At 66.8% G+C, this 17184-nt stretch carries 5 protein-coding genes; 4 read left to right on the plus strand and 1 reads right to left on the minus strand.

The features are described 5' to 3' along the window. The first annotated feature begins 68 nt into the window (after positions 1–68). Positions 69–3191 carry a hypothetical protein gene (locus tag M3B01_RS00035; protein ID WP_259788781.1) on the plus strand — a complete coding sequence of 1041 codons (3123 nt, stop codon included), beginning with the start codon at positions 69–71 and terminating at the stop codon, positions 3189–3191. Continuing rightward, positions 3188–8671 carry a DEAD/DEAH box helicase gene (locus M3B01_RS00040; RefSeq protein WP_259788782.1) on the plus strand — a complete coding sequence of 1828 codons (5484 nt, stop codon included), beginning with the start codon at positions 3188–3190 and terminating at the stop codon, positions 8669–8671. The genes M3B01_RS00035 and M3B01_RS00040 overlap by 4 nt, the downstream gene beginning before the upstream one ends. A gap of 25 nt (positions 8672–8696) precedes the next feature. Here M3B01_RS00040 and M3B01_RS00045 read toward each other — a convergent pair whose 3' ends face one another. Then, positions 8697–9242: a hypothetical protein gene (locus M3B01_RS00045; protein WP_259788783.1), complete on the minus strand. Its 546-nt coding sequence runs from the start codon at positions 9240–9242 to the stop codon at positions 8697–8699. A gap of 128 nt (positions 9243–9370) precedes the next feature. Between M3B01_RS00045 and M3B01_RS00050 the strand changes: the two genes are divergently transcribed. Next, entirely contained in the window at positions 9371–12292 is a 2922-nt protein-coding gene (locus M3B01_RS00050; protein ID WP_259788785.1) for a DEAD/DEAH box helicase, read from the plus strand. A 6-nt stretch (positions 12293–12298) separates the two neighbouring features. After that, complete coding sequence (locus M3B01_RS00055; RefSeq protein WP_259788786.1) at positions 12299–17179, plus strand: Eco57I restriction-modification methylase domain-containing protein; 4881 nt, start codon at positions 12299–12301, stop codon at positions 17177–17179. The last annotated feature ends 5 nt before the right edge of the window (positions 17180–17184 follow it).

Genomic DNA, 17184 nt, shown 5'->3' on the forward strand with positions numbered 1-17184 from the left:
ACCCTCACGAGACAATGAGGTGACCGTCCACGGTGGACGGTGATCCTGCCGCGGAAAGGTGATCCAGGTTGGGACGACGCGCACGAGGGCCCCGCACTCCGCTCGAGGTGTACCTGAAGTGGAACGAGCACCTCAATCAGTACTTCCTCAAGGAGTCGAACGAGGGGCATCCCGTCTATCTCGACCCGGATCCCGGACTGTTCGATTTCCTGGAATCACGGTTCCGTCTTGACAAGGGGCGGGGCCGCGGGGAATTCCTGGACGTGGTGCGGGCGGTCCTCGAGGATCCTGAATCCAGGGAGAACCTCTTCGACAGGGTGGACAACGCCGTCATCAGATGGCGAGTCGACGCGCGGCGCCGGCAGGGCGCCGCTGAGCTGGAGGAACGTGCCTTCCCTCCGCCTGTCACTGCGCTGCTGACCGCCACGGTCCTCGCGGCACAGCAGATGGACGAATCGAGTGCGACGGGGAAGTACATCTCGTCCACGAACTACTACGCGCACCTTGAGCAGGTCCTCGGGATCGATCCGACGCACAAGGAGAAGCTCCGGCGCGACTTCACCGTCACGGAGGACTTCTGGGAGGACTTCTCATGGTGGCTGGACGAGGTGGACGGCCGTTTCGGCATGCCCAGCGCGAGAGCCACCTCGCACCGTTACGTGGGGCTGCCGATGTCGCAGTCCCTCGTCCGGTTCGCCGATCGCCGTGCCCTCCGTCGCATGTTCCACCAGTTCGGTCTGCCCCCAGGGGCAGCGATCTCCCCGGCCGAGATGGCAGAGGTCGTCGGGGAGTGGATCACCACCCTCGGTAGCGGCGCTTCGAAGGAACTGGTCGCCAAGTGGCAGGTCGCAGAGGCCAGGGAGCGCATCATCGACGTCGCCCTCACCGAGCTCGCCGCGTGGGACGGCGCTGTCGAGCAGTCCGGGCGGGAGACCAGCACCGCGGTGCGCAGCGCTCACAGGGAGCGGGTCCTGCTCGCACTCCTCACCCGTGGCCGTAGCGGCGGTGTCGAGATCACCGACATGGGCTTCGCCATGCGGCGCAGCAACGAGACGGAGACCTGGTCGATCCAGCACGAGTCCGGCGCAGAGGAGCTCCGCCCCCGACCGATCTCCTCGACCAACTCCTTCGTGGCCGGGTACGAGCTCGGCGTGGACCCGAACGACATCCTGCAGCGGGAGATCGTCCTGCGCAGTGAGTCCGGCCGTGAGCTCAAGCGAGAGCCCCGTCGCATCGTCGTCCTCGCCGAGGATGAGGCTGCCGGCGCCTACATCGAGGTGCGGCGAGCCGTCTCCGGTGCCCGTCACCGGATCCTTGTCAGCCCCGACACCCCGGACCAGGTCGTCGATGAGCTGCGTCGCCTGCTGGAGATGACGGCGTTCTCCGGCCGCAAGGACCTCGAGGTGGAGGGCGTCCCTGAGGACTGGCTGGTCATCGATGGGTTCGTGCCGGGTCAGGTCCCGGCAGACTTCCAGGTCTCCGACGAGCTCACCGCCCTGCTCGCCTCGGTCACGACCCAGATCCACGTCCGAGGAGGCATCCGGCTCCCAGGCCGCGTGAAGCGATGGCACTCCGACGCCACCCCGAGGATCGTCGTCACCATCGGTGCCGAGGGAGGGAAGTATGACCTCAGGATCAAGGACCTCTCCACCCAGTCCGCCTCTCGGGTGCTGCGAAAGCAGATCGCCCGTCCGGAGATCGTCGAGCTCCCTGATGACGTGCGCGACGGTGACCATCGGATCGAGCTGGTCTCGTCCCGTGGCGCAGTGATCCACACCGAGGTGCTCCGGCTCCGCTCTGGATCCACCAAGTACTACGAGGGTTGGCGGAAGCGTGAAGGTCTCGGGCACGACGAGCGCCCGCTGAGTGCCGTGATCGCACTTCCGTGCGAGGAAGATCCTGTCATCGAGGGTGCGATCGTCCGTGCCCGGCGCACGTTCATCGAGTCAGGTGAGGTCCCCCCGGCAGTCGATTGGGCACGTCGTCACGTGCGCCAACGGACCTCCCGCACCGGGTTGTCCCTCCCCGTTCCGACCAGTACGTCCTGCCTGGTGACGGGTAGTCACAACTTCCTGTTTCCCACCTTCAAGGGCGGGAAGGTCAACGGCTCGTGGATGACGGGTGTGTGTATCCACTGCGGTGCGGTCCGTCGAACCCCGACGCGGCACTGGAACGCACTGAAGCCCGAAGAGCGCGAGGCCAGCCTCCGTCGTCGAGGGCGAGCTGTTCCGGAGCCGGCTGTGGTTGTGGCCTCTGGGGAGGACGTCGATGTCCAGGTCGAAGCGCTCCCCGAGGTCGTCGAGGACCTGATCCCGCCGTGTGTGGTGGACGATGCTCTCGCTCACCTCGGCAGCGGTGATGCTGCGATGCTGCTGGCACTCACCAGCCAGGTCCCCGACCTCACGGAGGACCATGACCAGTTCCTACGCGATCTCGCGGCACTGGGCACGGTCGAGACCTCCCGTGACGAGTACTTCCGTCGCGATCGGTGGGAGACCTCCTCCCCGGCACTGGTCACCCTGTCGGATGGCCGCCTCGGACTGACCGGTGCGTGGTCGCTCAGGCAGCATCTGGGCCTCGAGGCTGTCGTCGAGGAGCTGGGGGGTGAGGTCCACGACGCAGTGACGGGATCCGAGTTGACGACCGTCACGGGTGTCGATGTCGCCGACGCCATCGAGTACGAGGAGTTGGACGGGGTCGTCGATGCCGCGTTCGCTGCGCAGGAGATCGCCGCGCATCTCCCGGATCTCTCCGATGTCGCGGAAGAGCTGCCGAGGAAGAGCACCGCCATGGTCGCAGGGCCCTGGCAGATGTATCTGGTCCGGGAGCTCGCCTGGGTTGACGTCGCCGGGTGGGACGCACCGGGACTGTACCGACGGAATCGTGGCTACCGCCGCGACTACTGGTTCCGCACCGCCCAGGACGTAAAGGACGGGACCGGGGCCCCGGTGGACGTGGACCTCGGCAAACATCTCCTCGGTCTCCTCGCCGGGGAACCGCTCCTCGGTTACGACCCCGGGTCACAGGAGCTCACGGTGCCGCTCGGTGCCCGCCTGCCGGGCCTGTACGAGAGGACCGCCGTCCTGTGCAGCGGTCGTGTCCCCGAGAAGGACCTCGCCACGTTCTCTATGACCTACACCGGGGTCCCCCCGGCTATCGCCGCCACCCTCCACTCAAGGATGAGCTCATGAACGCACCCACGCCGTTCACCGTCCAGAACTCCCTGCAGGACGCCTTCGTGTCCTACTACGAGACGGCGTTCCGCCTGCGTGACAAGGGGATCTCGGCGGCCCGTCGAGACCTGCTCACGGCGAGGAACAGCACCTTCGCCGAACCCCTGATCGAGCCGGTGCTGCGTTACCCGAGCGAGTACCCCGTCGACCGGGTCGCCTCGGCAATCGGCAAGGACCCGGAGCTCATCGCGAAGGTGGCCCGTGCCCTTTTCGGTATCGACGACCCCCAGGGCGAGGTCTTCCTCCGGGACCACCAGGCAGAGTCCCTCGAGCATTCCTTGGCGAGCGGTGCCGATCGCCCCCACGTGGTGGTCACCTCCGGCACCGGTAGTGGCAAGACGGAGGCATTCTTGCTGCCGATCCTCACCCGCCTGGTCGAGGAGTCACGCACCTGGGGGCAGCCGGCACGGATCAAGGACTGGTGGAGAGATCCGAAGCCGGGCAGCGTCGGTGTGAGGGACGGGGAGTCCCGCCCGGCAGCACTCCGTTCCCTGATCCTCTATCCGACGAACGCTCTGGTCGAGGACCAGCTGGTCCGCCTACGTCGTGCCGTCCGTCGCATCGAGTCCACCGAGCCGCAGGCACGAATCTGGTTCGGCCGGTACACCGGGGCGACACTCGGCTCCGCGAGGTCCTCTGCAGGGTCCCGACTGAGCGGCGATGCCGATCAGATCCGCGCGATGGTCGAGGACTTCGACGCCGTCGCGAAGGAGAACGACGGTGATGTGCTGGACCTGTTCAGCGATCCCCGTCGCAATGAACTGGTGCACCGGCTCGACTTCGTCCTGAGCCCACCGGACATCCTCATCTCCAACTACGCCATGCTCAACGTGATGCTCATGCGGGAGCACGAGGAGCGGATGTTCGAACAGACCCGGGAATGGCTGGCCGGGGGCGACGACGCCGTGTTCACCCTGGTCATCGACGAGCTCCACACCTTCCGCGGTACAGCGGGCACCGAGGTGGGCCTTCTGCTGCGCCGGTTCCTCGATCGGATCGGACTTCGGCCCGACTCCCCGAAACTTCGCATCATCGCCGCCTCCGCCTCTCTTGGCGCCGACGACTCCGGGCGGGACTACCTCCAGGAGTTCTTCGGTGTCGACGGGCAGAGCTTCCATGTCACCGCCGGCCGTGCCGAGGCCGTCCCCGCCCTCGACACCCACGCGGTGGACGCGAACTGGACCGCCGACGATGCCCCGTATCTTTCGGAACAGATCGCCGCAGCCTGCCGTACCGACCCCTCGGACCAGGCCTCGACCGCGTTCAGGGCAACACGCATCGCCGACATCGCGGACCGGATGTTCTCCGGTGCCGGCGACGAGGCCACACGGGAGGCAGCGCTCTCGAGGGTGCTCGAGGTGATCGCCGAGTCCGGCCAGACGCGCACCCTTCCTCTGCGCGCACACGTCTTCGCCCGGGCCCAGGCAGGACTCTGGGCATGTATCAACGCCGAGTGTGACGGGGCACCGGAGCAGGACCATCCACGTATCGGGGCGCTCCACCCGTCGCCAGCCGCCGCGTGCGAGCACTGCGGTTCCCGGGTGCTCGAGCTGCTCTACTGCACCGAGTGCGGTGACATCAGCTTGGGTGGATACCTCCACAAGGACGACGACCTGCCTCGGCAGGAGTTCCTCTCCTCGACCCCGTTCGAGCTGGTCAATTCCACCTCGCAGATGATCAACATGCGCACCCGGGCCCACTACCGGTGGGTGTGGTTGCCCGGCGGAAGGGACACGTACGCGACCAAGCAGAAGTGGACCGCCGGCAAGGTGACACACCGCGTCGAAGCAGCGACCCTGCACCCGTCCGGCCAGCTGGAGGTCCCCGCCAGTGCGGCCGAGGGCAACGCTTTCGTGGTCGAGGTCGATGCCAAGAAGGGTTCGGGACCTCTCCCAGCTTTGCCGGACCGTTGCCTGTCGTGCGCCCAGCAGCTCGTCGCCCGCCAGAGCGACTACACGCCGGGCGGTCGGGTTCACTCACCGATCCGGGCCCACCGCACCAGCCCCGCCCAGCTCGCCCAGGTGTACGCACGCAGGCTCCCCCGGGTGATGGGGGAGGAGCCCAGCGACTACCGCACCATCATCTTCACGGACAACCGCGACACCGCCGCTCGCACGGCGGCATCGCTGGACTACCGGCAGTACGTCGACTTCCTGAGCCACGCCCTGGCCCAGCAGCTGCTGGACCGTACGGAGATCCAGGACCACGCCGATGTCATGGCCAAGTCGTTGGACCGCAGGACGGCGCGCTACCTCACGGATACGGAACTGGCTTTCATCGACGAGCTCGACAAGGTTCACCCCGAGTGGATCGACGAGTTCGATGTCGAGCAGTCCACGGGAATCCGTCCCCCGGGGCTTGCCCAGGCGATCGCCTCCTCGGGAGCCAAGTCCTGGCCCAGACTCATCACCGCGGTACGTGACGCTGCCGTGCAGGCAGGAATCAGCCCCGCGGGTGTCTCACAGTCGGCGAAGTTCTTCGAATCCCCCATTGAGGACACCCCCCATCCGTGGTACCGGGCGTTCGATCCCGGTGAGAGGGGGGACTGGCGACGGGTGCCCGGTGCGATCGCCGAACGGTTCGCCTACTCCTCTGAGAGGAAGCTGGCGGAGGAGTTGCTCGGGCTCCTCTTCGACGGTGCGCGGCGTGACACGGAGTCGTCGGGGATCGGGTACCTCCGGCCGTTGGAGGATCTCGAATCCCTACCCGGACTTGACCACGGAACGACGCAGCAGGTGATCGCGTCCGTACTACGAATCCTCGGTCTGAAGGGCTACCGCGAAGGGGGCCGTAGCGCGTCCAGGGACGGACAGGCGCCGAAGCCGGTGCGCGAGTTCCTCGAGAAGGTGGCTGATCGCCATGTGCCCGGGTCTGCCGAGGAGCTGCTCGAGGCGGTCAAGGATGCGCTGGTCGGGACATATGTGGGCGAGGAGTGGGTGATCCTGCCCAGTGACGCGGTGAAGGACCTCACGGTGGTCGGCGGTACCGACGTGATGTACCTGTGCACCCGCTGCTCCTTCATCCACATGCATCCCTCGGCTGGTGTCTGCGCGAACACCGGGTGTGCCGAGGGCGTGCTCGAGCCGGTGACGTTCGACGACATCGGCCAGCAGTACTACCGCACCTTGGCGGAGGAGGCCCCGCGCCGGATCGCCACGGCCGAGCTCACCGCACAGACCAGGCCGGCCACGGTCCAGCGCCGGCGTCAACGGCTCTTCCAGGGCATCACCTTGAAGGAGCTCGGGGAGAGCGAACTGGCCGACGGGCTCGACGCCCTCAGCGTCACGACCACGATGGAGGCCGGGGTCGACATCGGCAGCCTCAACAGCGTGATGATGGCCAACATGCCGCCCCAGCGGTTCAACTACCAGCAGCGGGTGGGTCGAGCCGGCCGTTCCGGTCAGCATTTCTCCTACGCGATCACGATGTGCCGTGACTCCGAGCACGATCAGTACTACTTCCAACATGCGGACCGCATCACCGGGGATCCCGCTCCCCAGCCGTACCTGATGTCCCAGAGGGTGCAAGTCGCGATGAGGGTGCTCGCCTCGGCGGTCCTCAAGGAGGCGTTCGACGGTCTCGAAGTCGCCGAGTGGACCGCCGCCAGTGGCCACGGCGCGTTCGGGACCGTGGGGCAGTGGTGGGACGGGATCACCAGGGACCACCTGGGGGCATGGATCGCTCAGCACGGCGATCGAGTGGACGACCTCGGGCAGATGATCCTGGTGGGGACCCGCCTTCCCGATGAGGGCCGCCGGCGAGCAGCGCGGGATCTGGTGGATGGACTCGTCAGGAGCATCGACGAGGTCATCTCCGATGAGTTCGGGACGTCTGACGAAGCCGGCGAGTACGAGCGTGGCCAGGAGATGTCCGAGGTGGCAGCTCGCGGAGGGATCCTCCCCATGCACGGCTTCCCGACGCTGGTACGGAGCCTGTACCACTCGGTCCCCGAGCAGAGAAAGGGACAAACGATCTCGGAAGCCGTTCAAGAGGCGACCGTCGCCGATCGGGACATGGCCCAGGCACTGTCCTCCTACGCGCCGGGAGCACAGGTTGTTCGCGACGGTGTGCTCTACACGGTCGAAGGGCTGGCCCACTACGAGCCTCCTCGGGGGTTCTCCCGCGGGAAGAAGTTCTGGGCCCAGGACCCTGTCGGCCCGGAGAAATCACTCAGCACCTGCCGCTCCTGCGGGTACGCGGACGTCCACATGACACCTTCGGGGGGCCTGGGCGAGGTTCCTGCGGAGACCTGCCCGGTCTGTGCTGATCAGATCACGACAGTGCCGATGTTCGAGCCCCGCGGCTTCTGGGCGTCCAAGGAACGCGCACAGGATTACCGAGGTGAGTCGACGGCATTGAACAGCCGGCCCCAACCCACGTTCGCACCCACCGGCGAAAGCGAGTCGGAGGGCATGGTGGAGCGGCTGCATGTCGAGCGGTTCCCCCAGAGCCGCATCGTTCAGTTCAACGACAACCGCGGCGACCTGTACGAGCTCACCAGATGGCAGTACAGGCTCCATGCCGTGAACCCCGAACTGTTCGACCGGTTCCCGGAGGGCCAGAACGGCCAGCCGTTCAAGCGCGCTGCACTCGGGTTCACCCGTATCACCGATGCTGTCACCTTCGGCCTCGAGAACCCGTCAGTGCCAGGAGGGCTCGTCTCCGCGGACGCGGCCGTGATGCCCGCCGGGATGCGTGCCTATCACTCGTTCGCCGAGATCCTACGGCGCTCGGCGAAGGTCAGCCTCGACGTGGACCCGCAGGAATTGCAGAGCGGTCTGTATGCCGTCACCAACCCCGGCTCCGGCGGGACCACGATGAGGGTCTACCTTGCGGACGCAGCGGCCAACGGCGCGGGATACGCCGAGGAGTTCGGTCGTACGGAGAACCTCCGCACCCTGCTGGGCCCCACCCGCGAAGACCTCACGCAGGAGTACACGCGGAGGGCTCACCAGGCCCGCTGCACCTCCCTGTGCCCGGACTGCCTACAGGGCTGGGACAACCAGCGCCTGCACGGAGCATTGAACTGGCGGCTCGCACTGGACATGCTCGACCTCGCGGCGGGGCGGGGGCTGGACCCGACGCGATGGTTCGGCCAGGTGCAGGACATCGCTCGTCTCCTCGACGACTACCGCGGGGTCCGCTCCGAGGGCAGTGAGGTCGAGAGGCGCGGTGAGCTCGGCATCCCCGTCGTCCGCAATGGCGGCGTGGCGCTCGTGATCTCGCACCCCCTGTGGCCCCGCTCAGGTGACGGCAAGTCCGCCGCTGCGGTCAGTCCCGCAGCGGTCGTGGCCGCCGAGGTGGCCTCCGAGGGCCTAGGAGTCGTGGTGACGGACCCAGTGGAGATCCGTAGCACCCCGGTGAAGGTCCTGCAGGCACTATCACCGCGAACGATCGCAAGCGATCCGGAGGCGAGGGCCCGGCGTAAGAGCTTCTGAGCGAGGCGATCCCCGCTGGATTCCGTCAGGTCCTGGCGAGCACCGCCACGACATGCGGATGATCCGCCGCGATCACCTCGAGGTCGGCCGCGGTGAGCTTCGTGAGGTACCTGGTCATGGGCTTGACCCCGGTCTTCGGAAACTGCCGTGGCGAGTAGAGGGGCTTCCCCTGTACATGTGACGTCAGGGAGTCCTTGTTCTCCCGCAGCTCGTGTTCGCGTTGCTTGAGGTCCTCGAGGAGGATCGGCCGGTTCAGGTTCGACCGCCTGCTGAGGGGGATCTCGATGCTCGTCTGCTCTTCCCACAGTCGATCCGCGCGCTGCAGAGGACCGGTCACACGGGATACTGCGTAGATCCCACCCTTCTTGGGCCCGGCGTGTGGATGGCGTTCCGAGAACCAGTGGAACACCACGTCGCCGACCTCCACGCCGTACATCGGCCGGTACTTCGAGTTGTCCGGGGCGAAAAGCCGGTCGCCGTGCTCGTCTGTTTTGAGCAACTCGATCCAGAACCGTTCGGTTGCGTCTCCTGACCACCAGAAATCGTGACCGGCGCTGTTCCTCGGCGTCATGGTCGGATCGTACGGCCTCCTGGCTCCGGTAAGTGGGCCTTCGGAGGCGTCGATTGTCTGGCCCCACCTGCATGATGTGGACCGATGCAATAAAGTCACAGCACGAGCCGAGAGCATGGAGGTCACGGGTGAGCGTTGTCGCGGAACGGGACGGCACTGAGGTGATCTCGCCCGGCTCCTTGATCGAGGTGCGCGACGAGACCTGGCTGGTCACATCGGTGGAGAACACGGACGATGGCCCGCTGTACTCGGTGCGCGGGGTGAGCGAGTTCGTCGAGGGAACCACGGCCACCTTCTACGGCTCCATCGACCACGTGCGGGCGCTGCGCCCGGAGGACACCCGGGTGGTCGCGGACACCTCGCCGCGTTACCGCAAGGCGCGGCTCTGGCTCGAGTCCACGCTCCGGAAGTCCCCGCTGCCCATCGCCCACGAGGGCCTCACCGTCGCCCCGTTGATGCTGGCCGACGATCTCCCCTACCAGCGGGAGGCGGTGGAGACCGCACTGGACTCCAGCAGGCTGCGTCCCAGGCTGCTCATCGCCGACGCCGTGGGCCTGGGCAAGACCCTCGAGATCGGCATGATCCTGTCCGAGCTGATCCGTCGGGGCAGGGGCCGGCGCATCCTCATTGTGTGTCCCCGCCACGTGCTCGAACAGATGCAGCACGAGATGTGGAGCCGTTTCGCGATCCCCTTCGTGCGGCTGGACTCCGAGGGCGTGCAGGAGGTCAAGCAGAAGCTGCCTGCCACCAGGAACCCCTTCTCTTACTTCGAGAAGGTCATCGTCTCGATGGACACCCTGAAGCAGGACAGGTTCGTGCACGACCTGCGCCGCCATCGCTGGGACGCCGTGGTCATCGACGAGTCGCACAACGTCACCAACCAGGCCACCCAGAACAACCAGCTGGCCCGGGTGCTGGCCCCCAACACCGACGCCCTGATCCTCGCCTCCGCGACCCCACACAACGGCAGCAACACCTCGTTCGCCCAGCTGATCAGCCTGCTTGAGCCCACTGCCGTCACCCCCGAGGGGGAGATCGTCAAGGACGCCGTGCCGCGTCTGATGGTGCGGCGCCACCGCTACTCCGACAGCGTCAAGGACGTGGTGGGGGACAAGTGGGCACCGCGCCGCGACCCCGACCTGCTGCTGGTCTCACCCTCCCCGCAGGAGAGGGCGGTGGCGCGGGAGTTGGCCGGCAACTGGACCCACCCGCCGGCCGGGATGTCCGCACCGACCTCGGGATCCGGGGCGAAGCTGTTCCCGTGGACCTTGGCCAAGGCGTTCCTCTCCTCACCCGTCGCCCTCAGGGAGACGATCCGCGCGCGCCTTGCGTCCTTGGCGAAGCGGGCCGGCGTCGAGGTCGTCGAGGAGATCGCGCACACCTCGGCGCTCGCCGCCGAACGGGATGCACTCCTGCGCCTCGGCGCACTCAACGATGCCTGCCTTCCTGACGGCTCCCCCCGATCGGGTAAGTATCAGCGGCTGGTGGAGCTGTTGCGCTCGAAGGGGGTTGCGAGGAACTCCTCGGAACGCGTGGTCGTCTTCGCCGAGCGGGTGGGCACGCTGGGTTGGCTGCGTCGCCACCTGATCACCGACCTCAAGCTCAAGGACGACCAGGTCCAGGTGCTCCACGGCGGTCTCACCGACACCGAGCAGCAGGCCGTCGTGGAGTCGTTCAAGCAGAGCAGTTCGCCGATCCGGGTGCTGGTGACCGGGGACGTCGCCTCCGAAGGCGTGAACCTGCACCAGCAGTGCCATGAGCTGGTGCATTTCGACATCCCGTGGTCGCTGATCCGGATCGAGCAGCGCAACGGTCGCATTGACCGTTACGGGCAGCGGGTCCCCCCGCAGATCACGGCGTTGCTGTTGAACCTCGAGGACGTCCACGGGTTCAAGGGCGACCTTCGCGTGCTCTCGAAGCTCCTCGAGCGTGAGCGGGAGGCCCACACGGCCCTCGGTGACGTGGCCTCCCTGATGGGCAAGTACGACGGTGACCTCGAGGAGAAGGAACTGGTCGCTGTATTGCAGGGCACCAAGGATCTCGACGAGGCCCTCCCGGCCGTCTCGTCCCTGGACCCGGGTGAAGACCCGTTCCTGGCCGCGCTCCTGGCCGGTGAACACCTCCGCACCGATCGAGGGCGTGCCGGGCACCGTGCCGCGACCGACGACCCTGCCCGCACGGGGCTCTTCCGCACCGATGCCGACTTCCTCGTCGCGGGCCTGGCCGAGATCTACGGTGAGCCTGGGCGTCCCCCTGCCAACGGTGGCGTGTCCCTCCAGGACGAACGCGATGCAGGGTTGATCAGCTTCGTTCCCGGGCCCGACCTTCAGCAGCGCCTTCGGTTCCTGCCCCAGGGGTACCTGAAGGACCGCAAGGTGCTGGAGAAGGTGCGTCTCACGCCGGACCGTCGTACCGCCGAGGCCCGGCTGCGGGCGGCGTTGGACGACGACTCCGGGTCCAGCTGGCCGGACACCCACTACCTCGGCCCGCAGCACCCGGTCCTCGAGTGGGTGGCCGACAGGTCACTGGCGAGCCTGAGCCGAGGCGAGATCTTCGCCGTCGCCGGTTCCGTCAGTGATCCCGTGGTGATCCTGCACGGGAGCCTGGTCAACCGCCGGGGGCAGACGATCGCCTCGCGTCTCATCGGCGTTCTCGACCACCAGGGCGAGCTGCACGCGATGGAACACACGGGGCCGGCCGCCATGTTCCGGGAGATCGGCCTGGGTCCCGACAGCATCGGCATGGCCGTGCCCGATCCGGAGCAGTACCAGAACCTGGTGCGCCGCGCCGTGGGGACAGCCCGCGCCCACCTGGACGGTGGCCTCACCGACACCGCGAAACAGCAGGCCGAACAGCGCACCCAGGACTGGATCGTCCAGATGGACCGGTGGGAGGAGTCCGCCTCCCAGCTGCGCACCGGCCAGTCGGTGTTGTTCCGCACCACCAAGAACGTCCTCTCCACCGAGCGTGACATCGCCGAGGAGATGCGACCTGACCGTTCCTTCGTGCGACCCCTGCTGGTGGTCGTCCCCGCTCCGAACCGGAAGTGAGCCCCGATGCCCACGAGTGATGCCCTCGTCATCGTCGACGACTGGATCAGCGAGCACTACTTCACCTCGGACGACAGGTCCGGCACCTTCCTGGCCCGCACCAGGGACCTGGTCGCCGAATGGAAGAAGCAGGGTGAGGACCAGCCCGGGTGGCAGAGCCCGCTGGCACGTTTCACCGCGACGCGATCGCGCCTGATCTCCATGCTGCTGGCGCTGCACGACGCCGCAGAGGCACTCCCGGAGAACGCTGACGCCCACTCCCGGCGCGGAGCCATCGGCGACGGGTCGGTGACCCTCGCCGACACGCTCCGCACCGTGCTCGGGTACACCGACGATGACGGCCGCCCCATCTCCTGGGACGTCGACCGGAACGGCCCACTGCGACGCTTCGCCACCCGTGGCGTCCAGGAGTACCCACTGGCCATGCTCGACGCCCTCGCGGCAGGAACAAAGGAAGAGTTGGTCCGCAAGGACGCGGGCCACCTCCCGGCTGACGTGTTCCTCGACGAAGGGACCCCGGACGAGGTGCGGCTCACCTCCGTCCCGGCCGTGCTGTCCCACCTTGCCGTGCTGCCGGACGCCCCCGAGTTCATGCTCGTCATCGCCGGTCGCACCCTGCTGCTCACCAGCGCCGACCAGTGGGCACAGGGTCGCTACCTCGCGATCGACCTGCAGACCGTCACCGAACGCGGCGACACCAAGGCGGGTGGGGAGATCCAGCGGATGCTCGCCTGCATCAGCGCAGCGTCGCTGGCCCCCGGGGCCGACGGCCAGGTGTGGTGGAGCGAGACCCGGCAGAAGGCCGTGCTGAACGCCGTGGGCGTCAGCTCGGACCTCCGCGACGGGGTGCGCGAGTCCATCGAGATCATCGCCAACGAGGTCGTGACCCGACGGAAGGCGAAGGTGCTGGAACCCCTGGAGGACTCCCAGGCCCAGCCGCTCGCCCTGCAGTCGCTGCGCTACCTCTACCGGATTCTGTTCCTGCTGCACGCCGAGGCATCCCCCGAACTCGGGATGCTCCCGGTCGGAGCGCCCGAGTACGAGAACGGGTACTCGATGGACCGGCTACGGGAACTCACCCTCAAGCCCCTCACCCCGGCCTCCGCGAACGGCACCCACCTGTACGACTCCCTCAAGGTGCTGTTCGACCTGGTGGACAAGGGCCATCGAACAGCAGAGGTCACGCACCGTGAGGACCCGGAGGGGGAGGCGACCCACGGTGCCGGCACTCTCGAGTTCGAGAACCTCCAGGCCGATCTGTTCCTGCCGGACCGTATCGCCCTGATCGCCGAGGTGGGGCTGGGTAATGCCGCGCTGCAGGCTGTGCTGGAGCGTCTGCTGCTCAGTCGGGAGAAGCGCGGCAGGGATCGCGGTTTCATCAGTTACGTGGCGCTCGGGATCAACCAGCTCGGTGCCGTGTACGAGTCGCTCATGAGCTACACAGGTTCTTTTGCCCACGGTGAGCTGGTCGAGGTGGCCAAGAACGGCAACCCCTCCGACGGTTCCTGGGTGGTCCCTGCCGACCGGATCGACGACGAGCTGCGCCCGCACCTGGTGATGGTCGAGGACGACGAGACCGGCCGTCCGATCGAGAAGCGCTACCGCAACGGCGAGTTCGTGTTCCGTCTCTCCGGTCGTGAACGCCAGCGTTCCGCCTCCTACTACTCACCGGAGGTTCTCACCCGGTTCACCGTCTCCCAGGGTCTCGCCGAGCTCCTCGACCCCGTCGTCGAGAACACGGACGACCTGCCCGAGGGCGTGGAGACCTTCCAGGACACGGATTTCGACGGGAACTCGATCCTGCGCCGGCGCACCACCGCTCAGGAGGTCCTGAACCTGACCGTGTGCGAGCCGGCACTGGGATCCGGTGCCTTCGCCATCGAGGCGGTGCGCCAGCTCGCCACCGAGTACCTCGCGCGGCGGCAGGACGAGCTGGGGGAGAGGATCCCCCCGGAGGACCACGCCCTCGAGCTGCAGAAGGTGAAGGCCCACATCGCCCTGCACAACGTGTACGGGGTGGACCTCAACGCCACCGCCGTGGAACTCGCCGAGGTGTCCCTCTGGCTGGACTCGATGGCCAAGGGCCTGAAGGCCCCCTGGTTCGGCCTCCACCTGCGTGCCGGTAACTCGCTGATCGGCGCGCGGCACGCGGTCTACGCCGGCACCACCGTTCAGGACCAGCCGTTCACCAAGTACATCGGCAAGCCACCGCGTGCAGTCCCGGTGGATACGAGCGCTGGGGGAGCTCGTCCCCGTGGGGGAGTCTTCCACTTCCTCGTGCCTGGGTCCGGGTGGGGTGCCGCCGGCGATGACGCCGAGATCAAGAAGATCGCACCGGATGCGGCGAAGACGATCCGGCAGTGGGCCAAGGGGATGAAGCAGGAGCGGGGTGGGACGAGCTGGGTCGCTCTGCAACGGCTCTCCGACCGGGTCGAGTACATGTGGGGCCTGGCGACGCGGCGCCTTGTCGAGGCCGAGCGTCAGTCCTCGCGTTCCATCGGGGTCTGGGGGACCAGTACGCCTGAGGGTGGTGAAGTGGGGCGGCCTGAGATAGAGCGGTCACTCGCCGATCCGAACTCCGCCTATCAGCGACTGCGATTGGTCATGGACGCCTGGTGTGCTCTCTGGTTCTGGCCCGTGCTCCAGGAGGATGACGTCGAACCCCCGTCCTTCACCGAGTGGATCAGAACGCTGGAACGCATCCTCGGTAAAGTGTCGCGGTCGGAGGTCATGCGACGGAACATCGGGCAAGGGCAGCTCACCTCGTCGTCCTCGGAATGGGCTGAGCTGGACAGCCTCGAAGCGATGTTCTCCATGGAGCGCGCGGAGAACGTGGACCGGGTTCTTTCCGATACTCCGTGGCTCCGCCGAACGCGGGAGATCGCATCCGAGCAGCGCTTCTTCCACTGGGAGCTGGAATTCGCTGCCGTTTTCGCTCGCCTTGGCGGATTCGATCTCCAGGTCGGGAACCCTCCGTGGGTGCGGCCCACACTGGATCTGGGTGCCCTTCTGGGTGAACACGACCCCTGGTGGATGCTCACCAACAAGCCGTCCGAGTCAGTGAAGAAAGTTCGGCGACTCGACACACTGGAGCGAGAGGGCGCCACTGAATCGGTGCTCGTCGGATCTCGAGATGTCGCTGCCCTCGCTGAGTTCGTCGGCTCGGCAGGGAACTACCCGGAATGTGCGGGTACCCAGCCCGATCTATACCGGTGCTTCATGGTGCAAGTGTGGAACCACGCGTCCGAGCGTGGCGTCTCCACGCTGATCCATCCCCCCTCCCACCTCACGGATGCGCGGGCATATCCGTTGAGGCGCGCAACGTATGCACGGTTGCGTCGCCAGTGGCGGTTCGTCAACGAGATGCAGTTGTTTCACGAGATTCACCATCTCGTCGAATATGCGATCAACGTCTACGGCGATCCATCCACCGTTGACTTCCTGAGCGCGGTCGCGCTGTACCACCCGGAGACCGTTGAGGCATCGCTGCGGCACAACGGGGACGGTCCCGAGCCCGGTTTCAAGGACGCCAACGATGCCTGGGACCTCCGCCCGCACCACGGAAGGATCCAGAGGATCACTCGCCGCGAGCTGAAGGTCTGGCATCGGCTCATGGAGGCAGGGTCGTCGGAGATTCCAGTGGAAGCGGCCCGCACCGTCTCGACCGTGAACAGCTCCGCCGCAACTGCTCTCTCCATACTTGTCGAGGCTGCGCGCATCGGTGATCTCCGGCCGCAGTTCTCAGCCGGGTGGCACGAGTCCGGTGGTAGGCGTGACGGCTACTTCGAGAGCAGGTGGGGAGCCCCCGACTCATGGAAGGACGTGATCCTCCAGGGGCCGTACTTCCATGTGGGTAATCCCTTCAACTCGAGCCGCAACGCGTCGATGAAGAACAACCTGGACTACTCCTCGGTCGACCTGGAAACGCTCGCTCCGGATGCACTCCCGGTGACGGAGTACAAGCCGATCCACGAGGTCCGCGAGGACGGCAAACTCGACACCTCGCGGTACGACCGAGCATACGGTCGCTGGCCTACCGAGTGGGACGGGGCCGGCAATGTGGTGGCGAGCGTCCCCGTCCGTTCCCAGTACCGCGTGATGTGGCGAGCGATGGCAGCCGGAACCGGAGAACGAACGTTGATCCCGGCTATCTACCCCCCGGGCGTCGGCACAGTTAACTCTGTCTTCTGTATCGGTATGCCACAGCATTCGAGCCGCGAAGTTTCTCTCGCCGCAGCATCCATGGCGACGCTGCTGTCCGACTTCGAGGTACGTGCATCTGTAGGTAGCGGGATCTATCAAGGAGCTGTTGACCGACTCCCTCGCATCCCCGAGGACCACCCCCTCGCCAACGCCGCCATCCTGCGTATCCTGCGCCTGAACTGCCTCACCGACGCCTACGCCGACCTGTGGCGTGACTGCTTCGACCTGTCCTTCACGAGTGACTCATGGACCGGTCGGCGAGCTCGCCCGAACCGCCCCGCCCTCGGGGACGTGGAACTTGATTGGAGTGCCGCAACACCCCTGCGGATGGACGAGGACCGCAGGCAGGCCCTGGTGGAGATCGACGCGATCATGGCCATCGTGACCGGCATCGATATCGAGGACCTGGTCACGCTGTATCGCACCCAATTCGGCGTGCTCGCCCAGTACGACAGGGGCGGCGGCAAACGGGCCTACATCTTCGACGACGACGGCCGCATCATCCCCTCCTCCGTGCGTACCGCATGGAACAAGGCGGGCCGCCCCGTAACCGGGCTGCCCGAGCAGGACCGCACCTACACCAACGACTCCGGTCGCACCATCACCGCCCCCGAGCCGTTCCGCATCCTCGACCGTGCGCAGGACCTACGCACCGCCTACGCCGCGTTCAAAGAGCGCATGTGAGATGA

It is taken from the genome of Brachybacterium sp. p3-SID957 (assembly GCF_025144775.1).
Lineage (GTDB): Bacteria > Actinomycetota > Actinomycetes > Actinomycetales > Dermabacteraceae > Brachybacterium > Brachybacterium epidermidis.

Coding starts and splice junctions, on each gene's coding strand:
- M3B01_RS00040 (WP_259788782.1), top strand. CDS start 3,188: ATGAACGCACCCACGCCGTTCACCGTCCAGAACTCCCTGCAGGACGCC.
- M3B01_RS00055 (WP_259788786.1), top strand. CDS start 12,299: ATGCCCACGAGTGATGCCCTCGTCATCGTCGACGACTGGATCAGCGAG.
- M3B01_RS00045 (WP_259788783.1), bottom strand. CDS start 9,242: ATGACGCCGAGGAACAGCGCCGGTCACGATTTCTGGTGGTCAGGAGAC.